The organism is Streptomyces hebeiensis, assembly GCF_052983195.1.
The window spans coordinates 3,148,823-3,165,656 of the sequence record NZ_CM129812.1 but is presented as its reverse complement, the minus strand read 5'-3'; the positions used below and the strand labels follow the sequence as shown (position 1 = coordinate 3,165,656).

The window sequence follows — 16,834 nt, the reverse complement described above, 5'->3', positions numbered from 1 at the left end:
ACGGTGGACAGAAGGAAGCGGAAAAGGCAGGAGCCCTGTTTCCCCGAAGGGAAGCAGGGCTCCTTGGGTACTTCTGTCGATCAGTGCGCGATCGCCGACCTGGCAACTAGGCCGGGGTGACGTTCTCCGCCTGCGGGCCCTTCGGACCCTGGGTGACGTCGAAGTTCACGACCTGGTTCTCCTCGAGGGAGCGGAAGCCGGTCGCGTTGATCGCGGAGTAGTGGACGAAGACATCCGGGCCGCCGCCGTCCTGGGCGATGAAGCCGAAGCCCTTTTCAGCGTTGAACCACTTGACGGTTCCGGTAGCCATAAGCCCTCCTTGGGCCAAAGGGTTGCCCTGCTCCAGAACCTGCAAAGAAGTCTGAAAACTACGAGAGCCTGCGGGTCACATGCTCCGCAGGCTCTGTACTGCAAGGGAAACCAAACTGCAACTTGCGACGAGCCTAGCACGCAGTGTGCGGGCGGCGGTAGAGGGAAAGATCACTTCACCCGGACGCCTGAGCGGCCCCCCTCATGATGACGGACCACGCCCCGGAAGCCGCCGTCTTTCGCCCCGGGGCTAGCCTCGCGCTGTGGACAGTCCAGAGGAAAACGCAGCGGCAGAAGCGGGTACGCGAGCGGACGCGGAAGCGGGCGGCGCGCCGCGCGGCGAGGTGGCGGCGGGGACGAACGGCGGCGGCCCGCCCCGGACCCGGCCGCGCGTCGGCCATATCCAGTTCCTGAACTGCATGCCGCTCTATTGGGGCCTCGCGCGCACCGGAACCCTCCTCGATCTGGAGCTGACCAAGGACACGCCCGAGAAGCTCAGTGAGCGGCTGGTGCGCGGCGACCTGGATATCGGTCCCGTCACCCTCGTCGAATTCCTCCGCAATGCCGACGACCTCGTCGCGTTCCCGGATATCGCGGTCGGCTGCGACGGCCCCGTCATGTCGTGCGTGATCGTGTCGCAGACGCCGCTGGAGCAGCTGGACGGCGCCCGGGTCGCCCTCGGCTCCACGTCCCGCACCTCCGTGCGGCTGGCGCAGCTGCTGCTGAGCGAGCAGTACGGGGTACGGCCCGACTACTACACGTGCCCGCCGGACCTCGGCCTGATGATGCAGGAGGCCGACGCGGCGGTCCTGATCGGGGACGCGGCGCTGCGCGCCTCCCTGCACGACGCCCCCCGGCTCGGTCTGAAGGTCCACGACCTGGGGCAGATGTGGAAGGAGTGGACGGGGCTGCCGTTCGTCTTCGCCGTGTGGGCGGCGCGCAAGGACTATCTGGCGAGGGAGCCCGTGGTCGTACGGAAGGCGCACGAGGCGTTCCTGTCGTCGCGGGACCTGTCCCTGGTGGAGGTCGCGAAGGTCGCCAAGCACGCGGCGCGCTGGGAGCTGTTCGACGAGGTGCTGCTGGAGCGTTACTTCACGACGCTGGACTTCCGCTTCGGCGAGGCCCAGCTGGCGGGGGTGCGGGAATTCGCCCGCAGGACCGGGGCGACGACCGGCTACCCGCCGGACGTGCGCGTCGAGTTGCTCTCGCCCTGAGCCGCACGGGACGCGGCGCGGGGTCGCGTGCCCACGGGGCCGTACGGCCGTACGGTCGGCGCCGTACGGCCCCACGGGCTCGAGCACCGGGCGCCCGCCGCCGTCCCCCGTACCCCCTGGCGTAGGCTGGATCGGTCGTGAGCAACCGCTCGCACCCGCCCGTACCGCCTCTGTGGGAAGGACCGCCCCGGTGACCGAGAAGGCCGACCCTACGTCCGTGAACGTCACCGAAGTCCTGGAGCGTGCCTCCGCCGGCGGCCGGATCACCCCCGAAGAGGCGCTCGTCCTCTACCGTTCGGCTCCGCTGCACGCGCTGGGCGCCGCCGCCGACGCGGTGCGCCGCCGCCGGTACGCGGGGACCGAGCACATCGCCACGTACATCATCGAGCGGAACATCAACTACACGAACGTCTGCGTGACGGCGTGCAAGTTCTGCGCCTTCTACGCCGCGCCCAAGGACACCGCCAAGGGCTGGACCCGGGACCTCGACGACATCCTGCGCCGCTGCGCGGAGACCGTGGAGCTGGGCGGCACGCAGATCATGTTCCAGGGCGGGCACCACCCGGACTTCGGCGTCGAGTACTACGAGAAGCACTTCGCCGCGATCAAGAAGGAGTTCCCGCAGCTCGTCATCCACTCCCTCGGGGCCTCCGAGGTCGAGCACATGGCCAGGATCTCCAAGGTCTCCGTCGAGGAGGCGATCCGGCGCATCCACGCCGCCGGCCTCGACTCGTTCGCGGGCGCCGGCGCCGAGCTGCTGCCGGAGCGGCCCCGCAAGGCGATCGCGCCGCTCAAGGAGTCCGGCGAGCGCTGGCTGGAGATCATGGAAGCGGCGCACGGGCTGGGGGTCGAGTCGACGTCCACGATGCTGATGGGCACGGGCGAGACCAACGCCGAGCGCATCGAGCACCTGCGGATGATCCGGGACGTGCAGGACCGCACGGGCGGCTTCCGCGCGTTCATCCCGTACACCTACCAGCCCGAGAACAACCACCTGAAGGGGCAGACGCAGGCGACCCTCTTCGAGTACCTGCGCATGATCGCCATCGCGCGGATCTTCCTGGACAACGTCGCGCACATCCAGGGCTCCTGGCTGACCACGGGCAAGGAGGTCGGCCAGCTGTCGCTGCACTACGGCGCCGACGACCTCGGCTCGATCATGCTGGAGGAGAACGTGGTGTCGTCGGCCGGCGCCAGGCACCGCTCGAACCGGCTGGAGATCATCGACCTGATCCGCAAGGCGGGCCGGGTCCCGGCGCAGCGCGCCACGACGTACGAGCACCTCGTCGTGCACGACGACCCGGCGAACGACCCGGTCGACGAGCGCGTGGTCTCGCACATCTCCTCGACCGCGATCGAGGGCGGCACGGCCCATCCCGAGCTCAAGCTCATCTCCTCCCACTGAGCCGGGGCGGCGCGCCGGTGGAGACCTTGCACGCGGCCGACGAGGTACGGCGCACCTGGGACGATCCCGAGCCGATTCCGGACGGGGCGGTCGTCGTGGGTCGGGACCGGGTGAGAGCGGTCGGTCCGTACGAGGAGTTGAGGGCGCGCTTCCCGGACGCGCGAGTACGGCACTGGGACGGTGTGCTCGGTCCGGCGCGCGTCCACGAGGGCCCGCTGCCCGACGCGCCGACGCCGCGCGAGCGGATCCACGCGGTGCTGAAGACGGGCGCGACGGCGGTGCGGGCGGAGTACGCGGCCGGGCCGGGCCTGGGCGCCGCGGCCGAGCGGGTGGGCGTCCGCGTCCTGCCCGTGGCGGGGGCCGGAGCCATCACGCGGGACGGCCGGGCGGACCTGGCGGTGTTCGACGCGGAGGGCCGGTGCGTGGCGACGGTCTGCGCGGGCCGGCTGGTGCACCGGCGGGCGTGAGGCGGGCGCGGCTCCCGCTCCCGGCTCCTGAGTCCCGGCTCCCGCTCCTGGCTCCTGGCTCCCGGCTCCTGGGGACATCCGGTCCGGCCGGGACGACCGGCCCGGAAGGTCCGCCGCCCGCCCTGCCACAATGGCCGGGTGACCCGAGCATCCCTGGAAAAGCAGCCGCACGAAGTCGCCTCGATGTTCGACGACGTGGCGGCGAAGTACGACCTCACCAACGATGTGCTCTCGCTCGGCCAGGCCCGGCTGTGGCGCAAGGAGGTCGCCAGGGCGGTCGCCGCACGCCCGGCGGAGAAGGTCCTCGACCTGGCCGCCGGGACGGCCACGTCCTCGCAGCCGTTCGCCGCGACCGGCGCCTATGTGGTGCCGTGCGACTTCTCGCTCGGCATGCTGCGGGAGGGCAAGAGGCGGCACCCCTGGATGCCGTTCACGGCGGGCGACGGGACGAGGCTGCCGTTCGCGGACCAGGTGTTCGACGCGGTGACGATCTCGTTCGGCCTGCGCAACGTCCAGGACACGGATCGCGCGTTGCGCGAGCTGTACCGGGTGACGAAGCCGGGCGGACGGATCGTGATCTGTGAGTTCTCCCACCCGACGTGGGCGCCGCTGCGGACGGTCTACAGCGAGTACCTGATGCGCGCGCTGCCGCCGGCCGCGCGGGCGGTCTCCTCGAACCCGGAGGCGTACGTCTACCTCGCCGAGTCGATCCGCGCCTGGCCCGACCAGCCCGCGCTGGCGGCCCGGCTCCAGGACGCGGGCTGGTCGAAGGTGGCGTGGCGCGATCTGACGGGCGGAATCGTGGCCCTGCACCGCGGTGTACGCGCCTGACGACACAAGAGACGCGCCGCCGCCGGGCCGCGTCAGAGCGTCAGACGGAAGCAGTGCGCCGTCTCCCCCGTCGAGGGGATCGGATACGTCGTCGCCAGTTCCATGCCCAGTCGGCGCGTGACCGCGATCGAGCGCTCGTTGCGGGAGTTCACCATGGCCACGATCCGTTCGACGCCCGCCGCCCGGACCCGTTCCAGTGTGGTCCGCGCGGCGGCCGTCGCGTAGCCACGGCCCCAGTGCGCGCGGCCCAGTCGCCAGCCGATCTCGATCTCGCCGACCGGTCCCGACGTCTCGTGCGGCCAGGGCTGCGCGCCCGTGAAGCCGATCACCTCGTCGTCCTCGTCCAGCATGGTCCAGAAGCAGAAGCCGCGCTCGGCGTCGTGTCTGCGCTGCCGGGCGGTCAGCTCCTCGTACACCGACAGCTCCGCCGGCTTCCCGCCGTGGAACTCCATCACGTCGGGGTCGTCGAACACCCGGTGCCAGGCGTAGGCGTCCTCCTCGGTGGGGACGCGGAGACGGACGGTGGGCAGCGGCTCGGTCGGCTCGTTCGGCTCGGTCATGGGGCAGCCCTTCACTGGGAGTTCGGCGCGCCCCCATAGACTGCCCATGTCCAGTGCCGCTCGGTACGCCATTTCGAATCTTCGGGAGATCCGCCGTGAGCGAGACGCCCTCCGAGAACACCGCGGACGTGATCGTCGTCGGAGCGGGCCCGGCGGGCTCGACCACGGCGTACTACCTCGCCAAGGCCGGACTGGACGTGCTGCTGCTGGAGAAGACGGCGTTCCCGCGCGAGAAGGTGTGCGGCGACGGCCTCACCCCGCGCGCGACGAAGCAGCTGGTGGCGATGGGCATCGACATCTCCGAGGAGGCCGGCTGGCTGCGCAACAAGGGCCTGCGGATCATCGGCGGCGGGGTGCGGCTCCAGCTGGACTGGCCGGACCTGGCCGCCTATCCGGACTACGGGCTGGTGCGCAAGCGGGACGACTTCGACGAGCGGCTGGCGCGGCAGGCGCAGAAGGCGGGCGCGCGGCTGTACGAGCGGTGCAACGTCGGCGCCCCGATCACCGACGACCGTACGGGCCGGATCACCGGCGTCCACGCCAGGCTGGGCGAGGAGAAGACACCGGTCACCTTCCACGCGCCGCTCGTCGTCGCGGCCGACGGCAACTCCACGCGGCTGTCGCTCGCGATGGGACTGCACCGCCGCGAGGACCGTCCCATGGGCGTGGCGGTCCGTACGTACTTCACCTCGCCCCGCCACGACGACGACTACCTGGAGTCCTGGCTGGAGCTGTGGGACCGGCGCGGCCCCGGCGAGGACCGGCTGCTGCCGGGCTACGGCTGGATCTTCGGCATGGGCGACGGGACGTCGAACGTCGGCCTGGGCGTCCTGAACACCTCCAACTCCTTCAAGGAGCTGGACTGGCGCGAGGTGCTCAAGGCGTGGTGCGCGTCGATGCCCGAGGAGTGGGGCTACACGCCCGACAACATGACGATGCCCATCCGGGGCGCCGCGCTGCCGATGGCGTTCAACCGGCAGCCGCACTACACCAAGGGGCTGCTGCTGGTCGGTGACGCGGGCGGCCTGGTCAACCCGTTCAACGGCGAGGGCATCGCGTACGCGATGGAGTCGGGGCAGATCGCCGCCGACGTCATCGTCCAGGCCCATGCCCGCGCCACCCCCACGCAGCGCGAACTGGCTCTCCGGCACTACCCGAAGGTGCTCAAGGACACCTACGGCGGTTACTACACGCTCGGCCGGGCCTTCGTGAAGCTCATCGGCAACCCCAAGATCATGAAGCTGGCGACGGAGCGCGGCCTGACGCATCCGCTGCTGATGAAGTTCACGCTGAAGATGCTGGCGAACCTGACGGACCCGACCGGTGGCGACGCGATGGACCGCATCATCAACGGCCTGTCGAAGGTGGCACCGAAGGCGTGAGGCAGCCGCGCGGGCGCCGACCGAAGGCGGGACGCGCACCCGCGCCGTTCCCCCGTGACCACTTGTCTCCCCCGTGACTACTTGTCCGCCCACTTCCGCAGCGCGGCCCGGTCCTCGAACGCGCCCACATTCGTGTCGACCGGGCTGTCGGTGTACTGGTGGAACGTCCACTTCGCCTTGATGCGGGGCTTTCCGGCATCCACGTAATCCGCGATCCAGAGCGCGTCGCCCGCGTTGCTCGTGGTGTCGCGGTTCAGCCAGTAGTAGCGGCTGCAATAGAGCCCGACCCGGTGAGTGTCTCCCCGCAGACGCTTCACCTCGGCCAGGAACGCGTCCTTCTGGGCATTGGAGACGCCTTCGTCCTCCCAGTCGCCGAACAAGGGATCGCCATGAATGCTGGCGCATTCCTCCACGAAATACCGGGCCTGGTCCCTCATGCTGCCGGGCCGGAGAAAGTGATAAAAGCCGACGACAAGTCCGGCGGATCGCGCGCGGGCGGCCTGCGCGACCATCTTGGGGTTGATGTACGACGTGCCTTCGGTGGCCTTCACGAACACGAACGAGAGACCGCTCGTGCTGTAGGCCGAGCTTTGGTAGGACGAGACGTCAATGCCTTTGACGGTCATGGGTCGTGCCTGCTTCCTGGCCAGACGGGTGGGGACACCTGGCCCGTCCGATACTGACCGGTCCACCTGGTTCATACCCAGAAACAGTTGACCGGGCATCACTCGACGCGTCACTCGATCGGGCGGTCAGCGCTGTGACTGACGCTACCGGTGTGAAGCATGGTGTGCCGGAGGTTTCGACCAATCGCCTCGGGCCGGTCCGGCACGACGAGGACCCGCACCCCGTGTTCTCCCGGGATGCGGGTCCTGTGCCCCGCGCGGGGCCCGTGTCCGTACGTACGGCTGTCAGAGCACGCGGACGGCGCCGGTCGGCGGGTCGTAGTCCAGGGACCGCTCCACCACGCCGGTGCTGGGGTTCTGGGCGCCCACGAACTTTCCGTCGCCGATGTAGATCGCGGTGTGGTACGCGCTGCCCGCGCTGCCCCAGTAGAGGATGTCGCCGGGCTGGAGGTTGTCCAGGGAGACCTGCGTACCGGCCGTCGACTGGTCCTGCGAGACGCGCGGGAGGTCGACGCCGATCTGCTTGTACGCCGCGCCCACCAGGCCCGAGCAGTCCCAGGCGTTGGGGCCCGTGGAGCCCAGCACGTACGCGTCGCCGACCTGCGCCTGGGCGAAGGCGATCACGGCCGCGGCCGAGCCGGTGGCCTGCGAGACGGCAGAGGACGCCGAGGAACCGGACGACGAAGAGGAGGAGGACGAGGACGAGTCGGACGAACCGGAGTCGGAGGCCGGTGTGGCGAGCGCCGTGCGCTCGGCCGCGCGGGAGGCGCGCTCGGCGGCGGCGGCCTTGGCGCGGGCCTCGGCCTCCTTCCGCTCGGCCTCGGCCTTGCGGTCCGCCTCGGCCTTGGCCTTCTTGGCGGCCTTGGCGGCCTTCTCGGCGGCGGCGTCCTGCTGGGCGCGGACGTCGAAGTTGCTGGCGGCCCGCTGGGTGGCGTCGGCGGACTGCGCGACGGTGCCGGCGAAACCGGAGGTGAGCGTGGGCATTTCGATGGTCTCGGTCACCGGCTCGGCGCTTGCCGTTCCGGCGGCACCGGCGACCGCGATGGTGCTGAGAACGCCACTGGCGACTCCGGCACGGAGCGCGGTCTTCGGCGCGCTGCGGCGGGGCTTCCGGTGGCTGCGTATGTGAGCGGTGTGGGACATGGGTCAACCGCTATCAGGCCGTGCATGGTTCTCGTCAAGGAAGGTGTGTTGCGCCACAGTTGCGCGCGGAAGCCTCGAAACCGGCGCCCCGGGGCCTTTATTGACGCCGTAACGGTCAAACCGGGCATGCGTGATCACGGCTGTGATCAGAGTCTTTCCGATAAAGGTCCGAATTGCCCGCCGCCTACCATCCCTCCACACTCATGGCCAAGCCCGCTTCCTCGGCGGATCGGAGTGAGTGGCACAGGTCACAGGATGGTTACTGTTCGGCAGTCCGAATGATCACGGTGTGCATGGTCTGTGAGCACGGGTTCTCCGGGTGCTCGACCGCCGGAATGGATCATGGTGGCCCGGTTGCTCGTGAATGCGTGCACATGTCCGCATCGGTCGATCCGTGCGAGGCGGGCCGAGGGGTACGGGGGTGTCCCGGCGGGCCGCCGGGGCGCTCGGGACGGCCGTGCGGCCACGGCCTTTATCACCTTCTCCAGGTCCATCGCAAATTTGGCTGTAGCGTGCAACGCTTGATATAGCAACCCCGTCTTGACCAGGGGTAACGCGTCCGAATGTCACGGATGGTGATCATCAGGACGCTTCGCGTACAAAGATCGCCGCTCATCCGACTTCATGATCGTTCGCCGGGTGGTGGAGATCACAAAGACGTTGCTGTACCCCGTGTCGCAGATCACATGGCGACGGGCATAGGATGCGGGGCAGTCGGGCTTGTGAACTGCCTCACATGTATGTGATCTTCGGTGATCCGTCGGTGCGGGCCCATGGGAACGACCCGGCGCGGTCCAACGGTCAACGACGACTGGAAGGAGCTGAGGATCGTGAACGCCTACGCGCCCATCCTCGTGCTCGGCGCCCTCGGGGCTGGGTTTGCGATCTTCTCCGTGGTCATGGCCACGCTGATCGGCCCGAGGCGGTACAACCGGGCCAAGCTCGAGGCGTACGAGTGCGGCATCGAGCCCACGCCGACGCCTGCCGGGGGCGGTCGTTTCCCCATCAAGTACTACCTGACGGCGATGCTCTTCATCATCTTCGATATCGAGATCGTCTTCCTCTATCCCTGGGCCGTGAGCTTCGACTCCCTGGGGATCTTCGGGCTCGTGGAGATGCTGCTCTTCGTGCTCACCGTCTTTGTCGCTTATGCGTATGTATGGCGGCGCGGCGGTCTGGAATGGGACTAGCGGGCCACCAAGGGCCGCAACAGGGCTACCAAGAGGGCTACTAGAGGGCTAGAGGGGCTGAGGGCCACCAATGGGACTCGAAGAGAAGCTGCCGAGCGGTTTCCTGCTGACCACCGTCGAACAGGCCGCGGGGTGGGTGCGCAAGTCGTCCGTCTTTCCCGCGACCTTCGGCCTCGCCTGCTGCGCCATCGAGATGATGACGACCGGCGCGGGGCGGTACGACCTGGCGCGGTTCGGCATGGAGGTCTTCCGCGGTTCGCCGCGCCAGGCCGACCTGATGATCGTGGCCGGCCGGGTGAGCCAGAAGATGGCGCCCGTGCTGCGGCAGGTCTATGACCAGATGCCCAGCCCCAAGTGGGTGATCTCCATGGGGGTTTGCGCATCATCGGGCGGGATGTTCAACAATTACGCGATTGTTCAGGGCGTGGACCATATTGTCCCCGTCGACATCTATCTTCCCGGTTGTCCACCACGTCCCGAGATGCTGATGGACGCCATCCTCAAGCTCCACCAGAAGATCCAGGGTTCCAAGCTCGGGGTCAACGCGGAGGAGGCGGCCCGCGAGGCGGAGGAGGCGGCCCTCAAGGCGCTCCCGACGATCGAGATGAAGGGGCTGCTGCGGTGACCGACGAGCGACGGACCGGTAACGGCGAACAGGGCGCCGGGGGCACCGACCTGCCCGCGGCGCGCGGCGACACCGGCGATGTCATCCGCGTGCAGAAGGGGATGTTCGGCGCCAACAACGGCGGCGACACCACCGGTTACGGCGGGCTCGTCCGCACGGTGAGCCTGCCGGGCGCTTCCAGCCGCCCGTACGGCGGGCCCGGCGGCGTCTTCGACGAGATCGCCGACGAGCTCGAGGGCGCGCTGGAGGAACAGGGGCTCGTCCCCGGGAACGCCATCGAGAAGACGGTCGTCGACCGCGGCGAACTCACCTTCCACATCGCCCGCGAGCACCTGGTCCGGGTCGCGCGGACGCTGCGGGACGACCCCGCGCTGCGCTTCGAGCTCTGCACGGGCGTCTCTGGCGTCCACTTCCCCGGCGACCAGGGCCGCGAGCTGCACGCCGTCTACCACCTGCGGTCGCTCACCCACGGCCGGCTGATCCGCCTGGAGGTCTCCGCGCCGGACGCCGACCCGCACGTCCCGTCCCTGGTCGAGGTCTATCCGACCAACGACTGGCACGAGCGCGAGACGTACGACTTCTTCGGCCTGATCTTCGACGGACACCCGGCCCTGACCCGAATCATGATGCCGGACGACTGGCAGGGCTTCCCGCAGCGCAAGGACTACCCCCTCGGCGGCATCCCCGTCGAGTACAAGGGCGCCCAGATCCCGGCTCCGGACCAGCGGAGGTCGTACTCCTGATGTCTGCTCCTCACGCACCGCACTCCTCCCACGGACAGCGGGGAACCCCGTCGGACGGCGGATCGGCAGCAGCTGGTTCGGGGGCTGCCCGTACGACGACCGAAGGCACCGTCTACACGGTCACCGGCGGCGACTGGGACGAGGTGGTCCGGTCCGCGGCCAAGGCCGACGACGAGCGCATCGTCGTCAACATGGGTCCCCAGCACCCGTCCACCCACGGGGTGCTCCGGCTGATCCTGGAGATCGACGGCGAGACCGTCACCGAGGCCCGCTGCGGCATCGGCTACCTGCACACCGGGATCGAGAAGAACCTCGAATTCCGCAACTGGACTCAGGGCACCACCTTCGTCACGCGCATGGACTACCTGACGTCGTTCTTCAACGAGACGGCGTACTGCCTGGGCGTGGAGAAGCTGCTCGGTGTCCAGGACGACGTCCCGGACCGCGCCACGCTCCTGCGCGTCCTGCTGATGGAGCTGAACCGGCTCTCCTCGCACCTGGTCTGCATCGCCACCGGCGGAATGGAGCTGGGCGCGACCACGATCATGATCTACGGCTTCCGGGACCGCGAACTGATCCTCGACGCCTACGAACTGATCACCGGCCTGCGGATGAACCACGCGTTCATCCGGCCCGGCGGACTCGCCCAGGACCTGCCCCCGGGCGCCGTCGACCACCTCCGCGAGCTGCTGAAGACCCTGCGCGCCAACCTCCCGGAGTACGACAAGCTCGCCACCGGAAACCCGATCTTCAAGGCGCGCATGCAGGACGTCGGCTACCTCGACCTGGCCGGCTGCATGGCGCTGGGCGCCACCGGGCCGATCCTGCGCTCCACCGGCCTCCCGCACGACCTGCGCAAGAGCGACCCGTACTGCGGCTACGAGACCTTCGACTTCGACGTTCCGACCGCCGACACCTGCGACGCGTACGGCCGCTTCCTCATCCGCCTGGAGGAGATGCGCCAGTCGCTGCGGATCGTCGAGCAGTGCCTGGACCGGCTGGAGCCGGGGCCCGTGATGGTCGCGGACAAGAAGATCGCCTGGCCCGCGCAGCTCGCGCTCGGCCCGGACGGCCTCGGCAACTCGCTCGACCACATCAAGAACATCATGGGCACGTCCATGGAGGCCCTCATCCACCACTTCAAGCTGGTGACGGAAGGCTTCCGGGTCCCGCCGGGCCAGGCGTACGCGGCCGTCGAGTCGCCCAAGGGCGAACTCGGCGCGCACGTCGTCTCCGACGGCGGCACCCGCCCCTACCGGGTCCACTTCCGCGATCCGTCCTTCACCAATCTCCAGGCCATGGCGGCGATGTGCGAGGGCGGCCAGGTCGCCGACGTCATCGTCGCCGTCGCGTCCATCGACCCCGTGATGGGAGGCGTCGACCGGTGACCGCCACACCGCACCGTTCCCAGGCCGGACCCGACTCCGGCACCGGCGCCGCGGCCACCGGCGCCGGCGCCGGTACGAGCGCCGGGGTCAGCCTGGGGATGCCGCAGCTCCCCGCCCCCGAGTACCCGGCCGAGGTACGGGCCAGGCTCGACGCGGACGCGAGGGAGATCATCGCCCGCTATCCGGACAGCCGCTCCGCGCTGCTCCCGCTGCTGCACCTCGTCCAGTCCGAGGAAGGCCACGTCTCCCGCACGGGCATGGCCTTCTGCGCCGACCACCTCGGCCTGACCACCGCCGAGGTCACCGCGGTCGCCACCTTCTACTCCATGTACCGGCGCCGGCCGGGCGGCGACTACCAGGTCGGCGTCTGCACCAACACGCTCTGCGCCGTGATGGGCGGCGACGCCATCTTCGAGGAACTGCGGGAACACCTCGGTGTCGGCAACAACGACACGACCGAGGACGGCAAGGTCACCCTCGAGCACATCGAGTGCAACGCCGCCTGCGACTTCGCGCCCGTGGTGATGATCAACTGGGAGTTCTTCGACAACCAGACGCCCGAGTCCGCCAAGCGGCTCGTCGACGACCTGCGCGCGGGCCGTACCGTACGGCCGACGCGGGGAGCGCCCCTGTGCACATACAAGGAGACGGCGCGCATCCTCGCCGGCTTCCCGGACGAGCGCCCCGGCGCGGTCGAGGCCACCGGCGGCGCGGGGCCCGCGTCGCTGACCGGGCTGCGGCTGGCCAAGGGGGAGCGGTCCCAGCCGCGCGTGGTCCGGCCGCGGGACGCCCGCCCGCCCCGGGCGGCCGAGCCGCAGCCCGGTGCCGAACACCTCAGCTCGCACGACGCGCCCCAGCCGACATCGGCCTCCGACCCGGCCCATCCCGCGGGCCCCACCAAGCGCACGGATCACGCCGATACCACCGATCCCGCCGGTCCGGACGGTCGCGCCGACCGCGGGGGCCCCGCAGCCGAGGAGGGGGAGTGATGACCATGGCACCCGAGCTCGACGAGAACGGCACCAGCCCCGAGAAGCTCCTCTCGCCCGTCCTGTCCGCCTTCTGGGACGAGCCCGAGCCCTGGACGCTGGCCACCTACGAGCGCCACGACGGGTACGAGGGACTGCGCAAGGCGCTGGCGATGGCGCCCGACGACCTCATCGCCTACGTCAAGGACGCCGGACTGCGCGGCCGCGGCGGCGCGGGCTTCCCCACCGGGATGAAGTGGCAGTTCATCCCGCAAGGCGACGGCAAGCCGCACTATCTCGTCGTCAACGCGGACGAATCGGAACCCGGCACCTGCAAGGACATCCCCCTTCTCTTCGCCAACCCGCACTCCCTCATCGAGGGAATCGTGATCGCCTGCTACGCGATCCGCTCGCGCCAGGCCTTCATCTACCTGCGCGGCGAGGTCGTCCCCGTGCTGCGCAGGCTGCACGAGGCCGTGCGCGAGGCGTACGCGGCGGGGTACCTCGGCACGAACATCCTCGGCAGCGGGCTCGACCTCGACGTCGTCGTGCACGCGGGCGCGGGCGCGTACATCTGCGGCGAGGAGACCGCGCTGCTGGACTCCCTGGAGGGCCGTCGCGGACAGCCCCGGCTGCGTCCTCCCTTCCCGGCGGTGGCGGGCCTGTACGCCTGCCCCACCGTGGTGAACAACGTCGAGTCCATCGCGTCGGTTCCCGCGATCCTGAACCGGGGCAAGGAGTGGTTCAAGTCGATGGGCAGCGAGAAGTCCCCCGGCTTCACGCTCTACTCGCTCAGCGGCCATGTCACGAGCCCCGGCCAGTACGAGGCCCCGCTCGGCATCACCCTGCGCCAACTGCTCGACATGAGCGGCGGGATGCGGGCGGGCCACCGGCTCAAGTTCTGGACGCCGGGCGGCTCCTCGACCCCCATGTTCACCGACGAACACCTCGACGTGCCGCTGGACTACGAGGGCGTGGGTGCCGCCGGCTCCATGCTCGGCACGAAGGCGCTCCAGTGCTTCGACGAGACGACCTGCGTGGTCCGGGCCGTCACCCGCTGGACCGAGTTCTACGCCCACGAGTCCTGCGGCAAGTGCACGCCCTGCCGTGAGGGGACGTACTGGCTCGTGCAGTTGCTGCGCGACATTGAGGCGGGCAAGGGGCGGATGTCCGACCTCGACAAGCTGAACGACATCGCCGACAACATCAACGGCAAGTCGTTCTGCGCGCTCGGCGACGGCGCGGCGTCTCCCATCTTCTCCTCCCTGAAGTACTTCCGCGAGGAGTACGAGCAGCACATCACCGGCCGGGGCTGCCCGTTCGACCCCGCGAAGTCCACGCTCTGGGCCGACCAGAACCCGCACCTGGAGGTGAACGCATGACCACCGTCACCACATCCGCCACCTCCGGCGGCGGCGAGGCCGCGGTGCCGCCCGAGGACCTGGTCACGCTGACGATCGACGGCATCGAGATCTCGGTCCCCAAGGGGACGCTGGTGATCCGCGCCGCCGAGCAGCTCGGCATCGAGATCCCGCGCTTCTGCGACCACCCGCTCCTCGACCCGGCCGGCGCCTGCCGCCAGTGCATCGTCGAGGTGGAGGGCCAGCGCAAGCCGATGGCCTCCTGCACCATCACCTGCACCGACGGCATGGTCGTCAAGTCGCAGCTGACCTCGCCGGTCGCCGAGAAGGCGCAGCGCGGGGTGATGGAGCTGCTGCTCATCAACCACCCGCTGGACTGCCCGGTCTGCGACAAGGGAGGGGAGTGCCCGCTGCAGAACCAGGCGATGCAGGTCGGCGACCCGGACACCCGCTTCGAGGGCCACAAGCGGACGTTCGCCAAGCCCGTGCCGATCTCCACCCAGGTACTGCTCGACCGCGAGCGGTGCGTGCTGTGCGCCCGCTGCACCCGCTTCTCCCAGCAGATCGCGGGCGACCCGATGATCGAGCTGGTCGAGCGGGGCGCGCTCCAGCAGGTCGGCACCGGCGAGGGCGACCCGTTCGAGTCGTACTTCTCCGGCAACACGATCCAGATCTGCCCGGTCGGCGCGCTGACCTCGGCGGCGTACCGCTTCCGCTCCCGCCCCTTCGACCTGGTGTCCTCGCCGGGCGTCTGCGAGCACTGCGCGGGCGGCTGCGCGACCCGTACGGACCACCGGCGCGGCAAGGTGATGCGGCGGCTGGCGGCGAACGACCCCGAGGTCAACGAGGAATGGCTGTGCGACAAGGGGAGGTTCGCGTTCCGCTACGCCCAGCGGCCGGACCGGCTGACGACCCCGCTCGTACGGAACGCGGACGGTGTCCTGGAACCGGCGAGCTGGCCCGAGGCGCTCGAGGCCGCGGCGGCCGGCCTGGCGGACGCGCGCGGCCGGGCCGGGGTGCTCGCGGGCGGCCGGCTGACCGTCGAGGACGCGTACGCGTACGCCAAGTTCGCCCGCGTCGCCCTCGGGACGAACGACGTCGACTTCCGCGCCCGGCCGCACAGCGGCGAGGAGACGGAGTTCCTGGCGGCGCACGTGGCGGGCCGGGGCCACGACCTGGACGGCACGGGCGTCACATACACCTCGCTGGGCAAGGCACCGGCCGTGCTGCTCGTGGGGCTGGAGTCGGAGGAGGAGGCGCCCGGCGTCTTCCTGCGGCTGCGCAAGGCGTGGCGCAAGCACGGACAGCGGACGTTCGCGGTCGCCCCGTACGCGACCCGGGGCCTCGAGAAGGCCGGGGGCACGCTGCTGCCCGCCGCGCCCGGCACCGAGACGGAGTGGCTGGACGCCCTGGCCTCCGGCGCGGGTCCGACCGGCGACGACGACGTGGCCAGGGCCGCGCGGGCCCTGCGCGAGCCGGGCGCGGTGATCGCCGTCGGCGAGCGGCTGGCGACGGTGCCGGGCGGCCTGACGGCGGCGGCACGGGCCGCCACCGCGACCGGCGCGCGGCTGGTGTGGATCCCGCGCCGGGCCGGTGAGCGCGGCGCGGTGGAGGCGGGCGCGCTCCCGTCGCTGCTGCCCGGCGGCCGGCCGGCCACCGACCCGCGGGCCCGCGAGGAGGTCGCGGCGCTCTGGGGCGTACGGGAGCTGCCGCAGCGGCACGGGCGGGACACCGGCCAGATCCTGGCCGCCGCCGCGACCGGCGAGCTGGCCGCGCTGGTCGTCGCGGGCGTGGAGGTCGCGGACCTGCCGGACTCGGCGGCGGCGCGGGCCGCGCTGGACTCGGTCGGCTTCCTGGTCTCCCTGGAACTGCGGCCGAGCGAGGTCACCGAGCGGGCGGACGTGGTCTTCCCGGTGGCGGCGGTCGTGGAGAAGCCGGGCACCTTCCTCAACTGGGAGGGCAGGGCGCGGCCGTTCGAGGCGGCGCTGAAGCCGGAGCAGATGACGCGGCCGGTCGCGCCCGCCGACGCCCGGGTGCTGCACATGCTGGCGGACGAGCTGGACACGCACTTCGCGCTGCCGGACGTGGCGGCGGTACGGGCGGAGGTGGACCGGCTGGGCCGCTGGGACGGCCCCCGGGCCGCCGAACCGCTGGAGGTGGCCGTTCCGTTGCCGAGGCCCGGCACCGGCGAGGCGGTCCTCGCGGGCCACCGGCTGCTGCTGGACCAGGGGCGCCTGCAGGACGGCGACGAGGCGCTGGCGGGCACCCGCCACGCGGCGCTCGCCCGGCTCTCCGCGGCGACGGCCGCCGACACGGGCGTCAAGGACGGCGACGAGCTGGCGGTGACCGGCCCGGCGGGCACGGTGACGCTGCCGCTGCGGGTGACCGAGATGCCGGACCGGGTGGTCTGGCTGCCGCTGAACTCGCGCGGCGGCGGGGTCCAGGCGGACACGGGCGCGCGCCCGGGGGACGTGGTCCGCGTCGGCCCGGCGGAACCGGCCGCCCCGGCGGACGGCGCCGTACCGCCCACGGCTGCCGGTTCGTCCGAGGCCGCCGGTTCGTCCGACGCGGAACCGGAGGCGCGGCCATGACCGACGTCCGTGACTACCGAGCCGCGTGTGA

16 protein-coding genes are annotated in these 16,834 nt (G+C 70.6%); 12 read left to right on the top strand and 4 right to left on the bottom strand.

What is annotated here, in order from left to right:
- Window positions 1–106 precede the first annotated feature (106 nt).
- Window positions 107–310, bottom strand: a complete 204-nt coding sequence (locus ACU6P3_RS13820; RefSeq protein ID WP_017948713.1) for a cold-shock protein — start codon at window positions 308–310, stop codon at window positions 107–109.
- A gap of 343 nt (window positions 311–653) precedes the next feature.
- Here ACU6P3_RS13820 and ACU6P3_RS13815 point away from each other — a divergent pair, with 343 nt between their 5' ends.
- From ACU6P3_RS13815 to ACU6P3_RS13800, 4 genes are all read left to right on the top strand, one after another.
- Window positions 654–1,523, top strand: a complete 870-nt coding sequence (locus tag ACU6P3_RS13815; protein ID WP_447197882.1) for a menaquinone biosynthetic enzyme MqnA/MqnD family protein — start codon at window positions 654–656, stop codon at window positions 1,521–1,523.
- A 190-nt stretch (window positions 1,524–1,713) separates the two neighbouring features.
- Window positions 1,714–2,928: a cyclic dehypoxanthinyl futalosine synthase gene (gene mqnC, locus ACU6P3_RS13810; protein ID WP_344269527.1), complete on the top strand. Its 1,215-nt coding sequence runs from the start codon at window positions 1,714–1,716 to the stop codon at window positions 2,926–2,928.
- A gap of 17 nt (window positions 2,929–2,945) precedes the next feature.
- On the top strand, window positions 2,946–3,395 hold the full coding sequence (locus ACU6P3_RS13805; RefSeq protein ID WP_447197362.1) for an imidazolonepropionase-like domain-containing protein: 450 nt from the start codon (window positions 2,946–2,948) through the stop codon (window positions 3,393–3,395).
- A 138-nt stretch (window positions 3,396–3,533) separates the two neighbouring features.
- The gene (locus ACU6P3_RS13800; protein ID WP_447197361.1) at window positions 3,534–4,226 is read left to right on the top strand and encodes a demethylmenaquinone methyltransferase; all 693 of its coding nucleotides are present in this window, start codon (window positions 3,534–3,536) and stop codon (window positions 4,224–4,226) included.
- A 32-nt stretch (window positions 4,227–4,258) separates the two neighbouring features.
- Here the strand turns inward: ACU6P3_RS13800 and ACU6P3_RS13795 are convergent, their stop codons facing one another.
- Window positions 4,259–4,786 (bottom strand): GNAT family N-acetyltransferase, encoded by a 528-nt coding sequence (locus tag ACU6P3_RS13795; RefSeq protein WP_447197360.1) that lies wholly within the window; start codon window positions 4,784–4,786, stop codon window positions 4,259–4,261.
- 95 nt (window positions 4,787–4,881) lie between these two features.
- Here ACU6P3_RS13795 and ACU6P3_RS13790 point away from each other — a divergent pair, with 95 nt between their 5' ends.
- The gene (locus ACU6P3_RS13790) at window positions 4,882–6,168 is read left to right on the top strand and encodes a geranylgeranyl reductase family protein (RefSeq protein WP_344269538.1); all 1,287 of its coding nucleotides are present in this window, start codon (window positions 4,882–4,884) and stop codon (window positions 6,166–6,168) included.
- 77 nt (window positions 6,169–6,245) lie between these two features.
- Here the strand turns inward: ACU6P3_RS13790 and ACU6P3_RS13785 are convergent, their stop codons facing one another.
- Both ACU6P3_RS13785 and ACU6P3_RS13780 read right to left on the bottom strand, forming a co-directional pair.
- Window positions 6,246–6,794 (bottom strand): glycoside hydrolase family 25 protein, encoded by a 549-nt coding sequence (locus tag ACU6P3_RS13785; protein WP_030742041.1) that lies wholly within the window; start codon window positions 6,792–6,794, stop codon window positions 6,246–6,248.
- 285 nt (window positions 6,795–7,079) lie between these two features.
- Window positions 7,080–7,937 carry a C40 family peptidase gene (locus ACU6P3_RS13780; protein WP_447197359.1) on the bottom strand — a complete coding sequence of 286 codons (858 nt, stop codon included), beginning with the start codon at window positions 7,935–7,937 and terminating at the stop codon, window positions 7,080–7,082.
- 830 nt (window positions 7,938–8,767) lie between these two features.
- Between ACU6P3_RS13780 and ACU6P3_RS13775 the strand changes: the two genes are divergently transcribed.
- The 7 genes from ACU6P3_RS13775 (at window position 8,768) to ACU6P3_RS13745 (ending at window position 16,803) form a co-directional block, all read left to right on the top strand.
- Window positions 8,768–9,127 carry an NADH-quinone oxidoreductase subunit A gene (locus tag ACU6P3_RS13775; protein WP_030742046.1) on the top strand — a complete coding sequence of 120 codons (360 nt, stop codon included), beginning with the start codon at window positions 8,768–8,770 and terminating at the stop codon, window positions 9,125–9,127.
- A 70-nt stretch (window positions 9,128–9,197) separates the two neighbouring features.
- The gene (locus tag ACU6P3_RS13770) at window positions 9,198–9,752 is read left to right on the top strand and encodes a NuoB/complex I 20 kDa subunit family protein (RefSeq protein ID WP_030742049.1); all 555 of its coding nucleotides are present in this window, start codon (window positions 9,198–9,200) and stop codon (window positions 9,750–9,752) included.
- A complete protein-coding gene (locus tag ACU6P3_RS13765) occupies window positions 9,749–10,495 on the top strand; it encodes an NADH-quinone oxidoreductase subunit C (RefSeq protein WP_425573904.1) in 747 nt (248 codons plus the stop codon). Before ACU6P3_RS13770 ends, ACU6P3_RS13765 begins: the two co-directional genes overlap by 4 nt.
- A complete protein-coding gene (locus ACU6P3_RS13760; RefSeq protein WP_447197358.1) occupies window positions 10,495–11,883 on the top strand; it encodes an NADH-quinone oxidoreductase subunit D in 1,389 nt (462 codons plus the stop codon). The genes ACU6P3_RS13765 and ACU6P3_RS13760 overlap by 1 nt, the downstream gene beginning before the upstream one ends.
- A gap of 98 nt (window positions 11,884–11,981) precedes the next feature.
- The gene (nuoE, locus tag ACU6P3_RS13755; RefSeq protein WP_447197881.1) at window positions 11,982–12,872 is read left to right on the top strand and encodes an NADH-quinone oxidoreductase subunit NuoE; all 891 of its coding nucleotides are present in this window, start codon (window positions 11,982–11,984) and stop codon (window positions 12,870–12,872) included.
- Window positions 12,872–14,233, top strand: coding sequence for an NADH-quinone oxidoreductase subunit NuoF (nuoF, locus tag ACU6P3_RS13750; RefSeq protein WP_447197357.1), 1,362 nt, complete (start codon window positions 12,872–12,874; stop codon window positions 14,231–14,233). The genes nuoE and nuoF overlap by 1 nt, the downstream gene beginning before the upstream one ends.
- Window positions 14,230–16,803 carry an NADH-quinone oxidoreductase subunit G gene (locus ACU6P3_RS13745; protein WP_447197356.1) on the top strand — a complete coding sequence of 858 codons (2,574 nt, stop codon included), beginning with the start codon at window positions 14,230–14,232 and terminating at the stop codon, window positions 16,801–16,803. The genes nuoF and ACU6P3_RS13745 overlap by 4 nt, the downstream gene beginning before the upstream one ends.
- Window positions 16,804–16,834 lie beyond the last annotated feature (31 nt).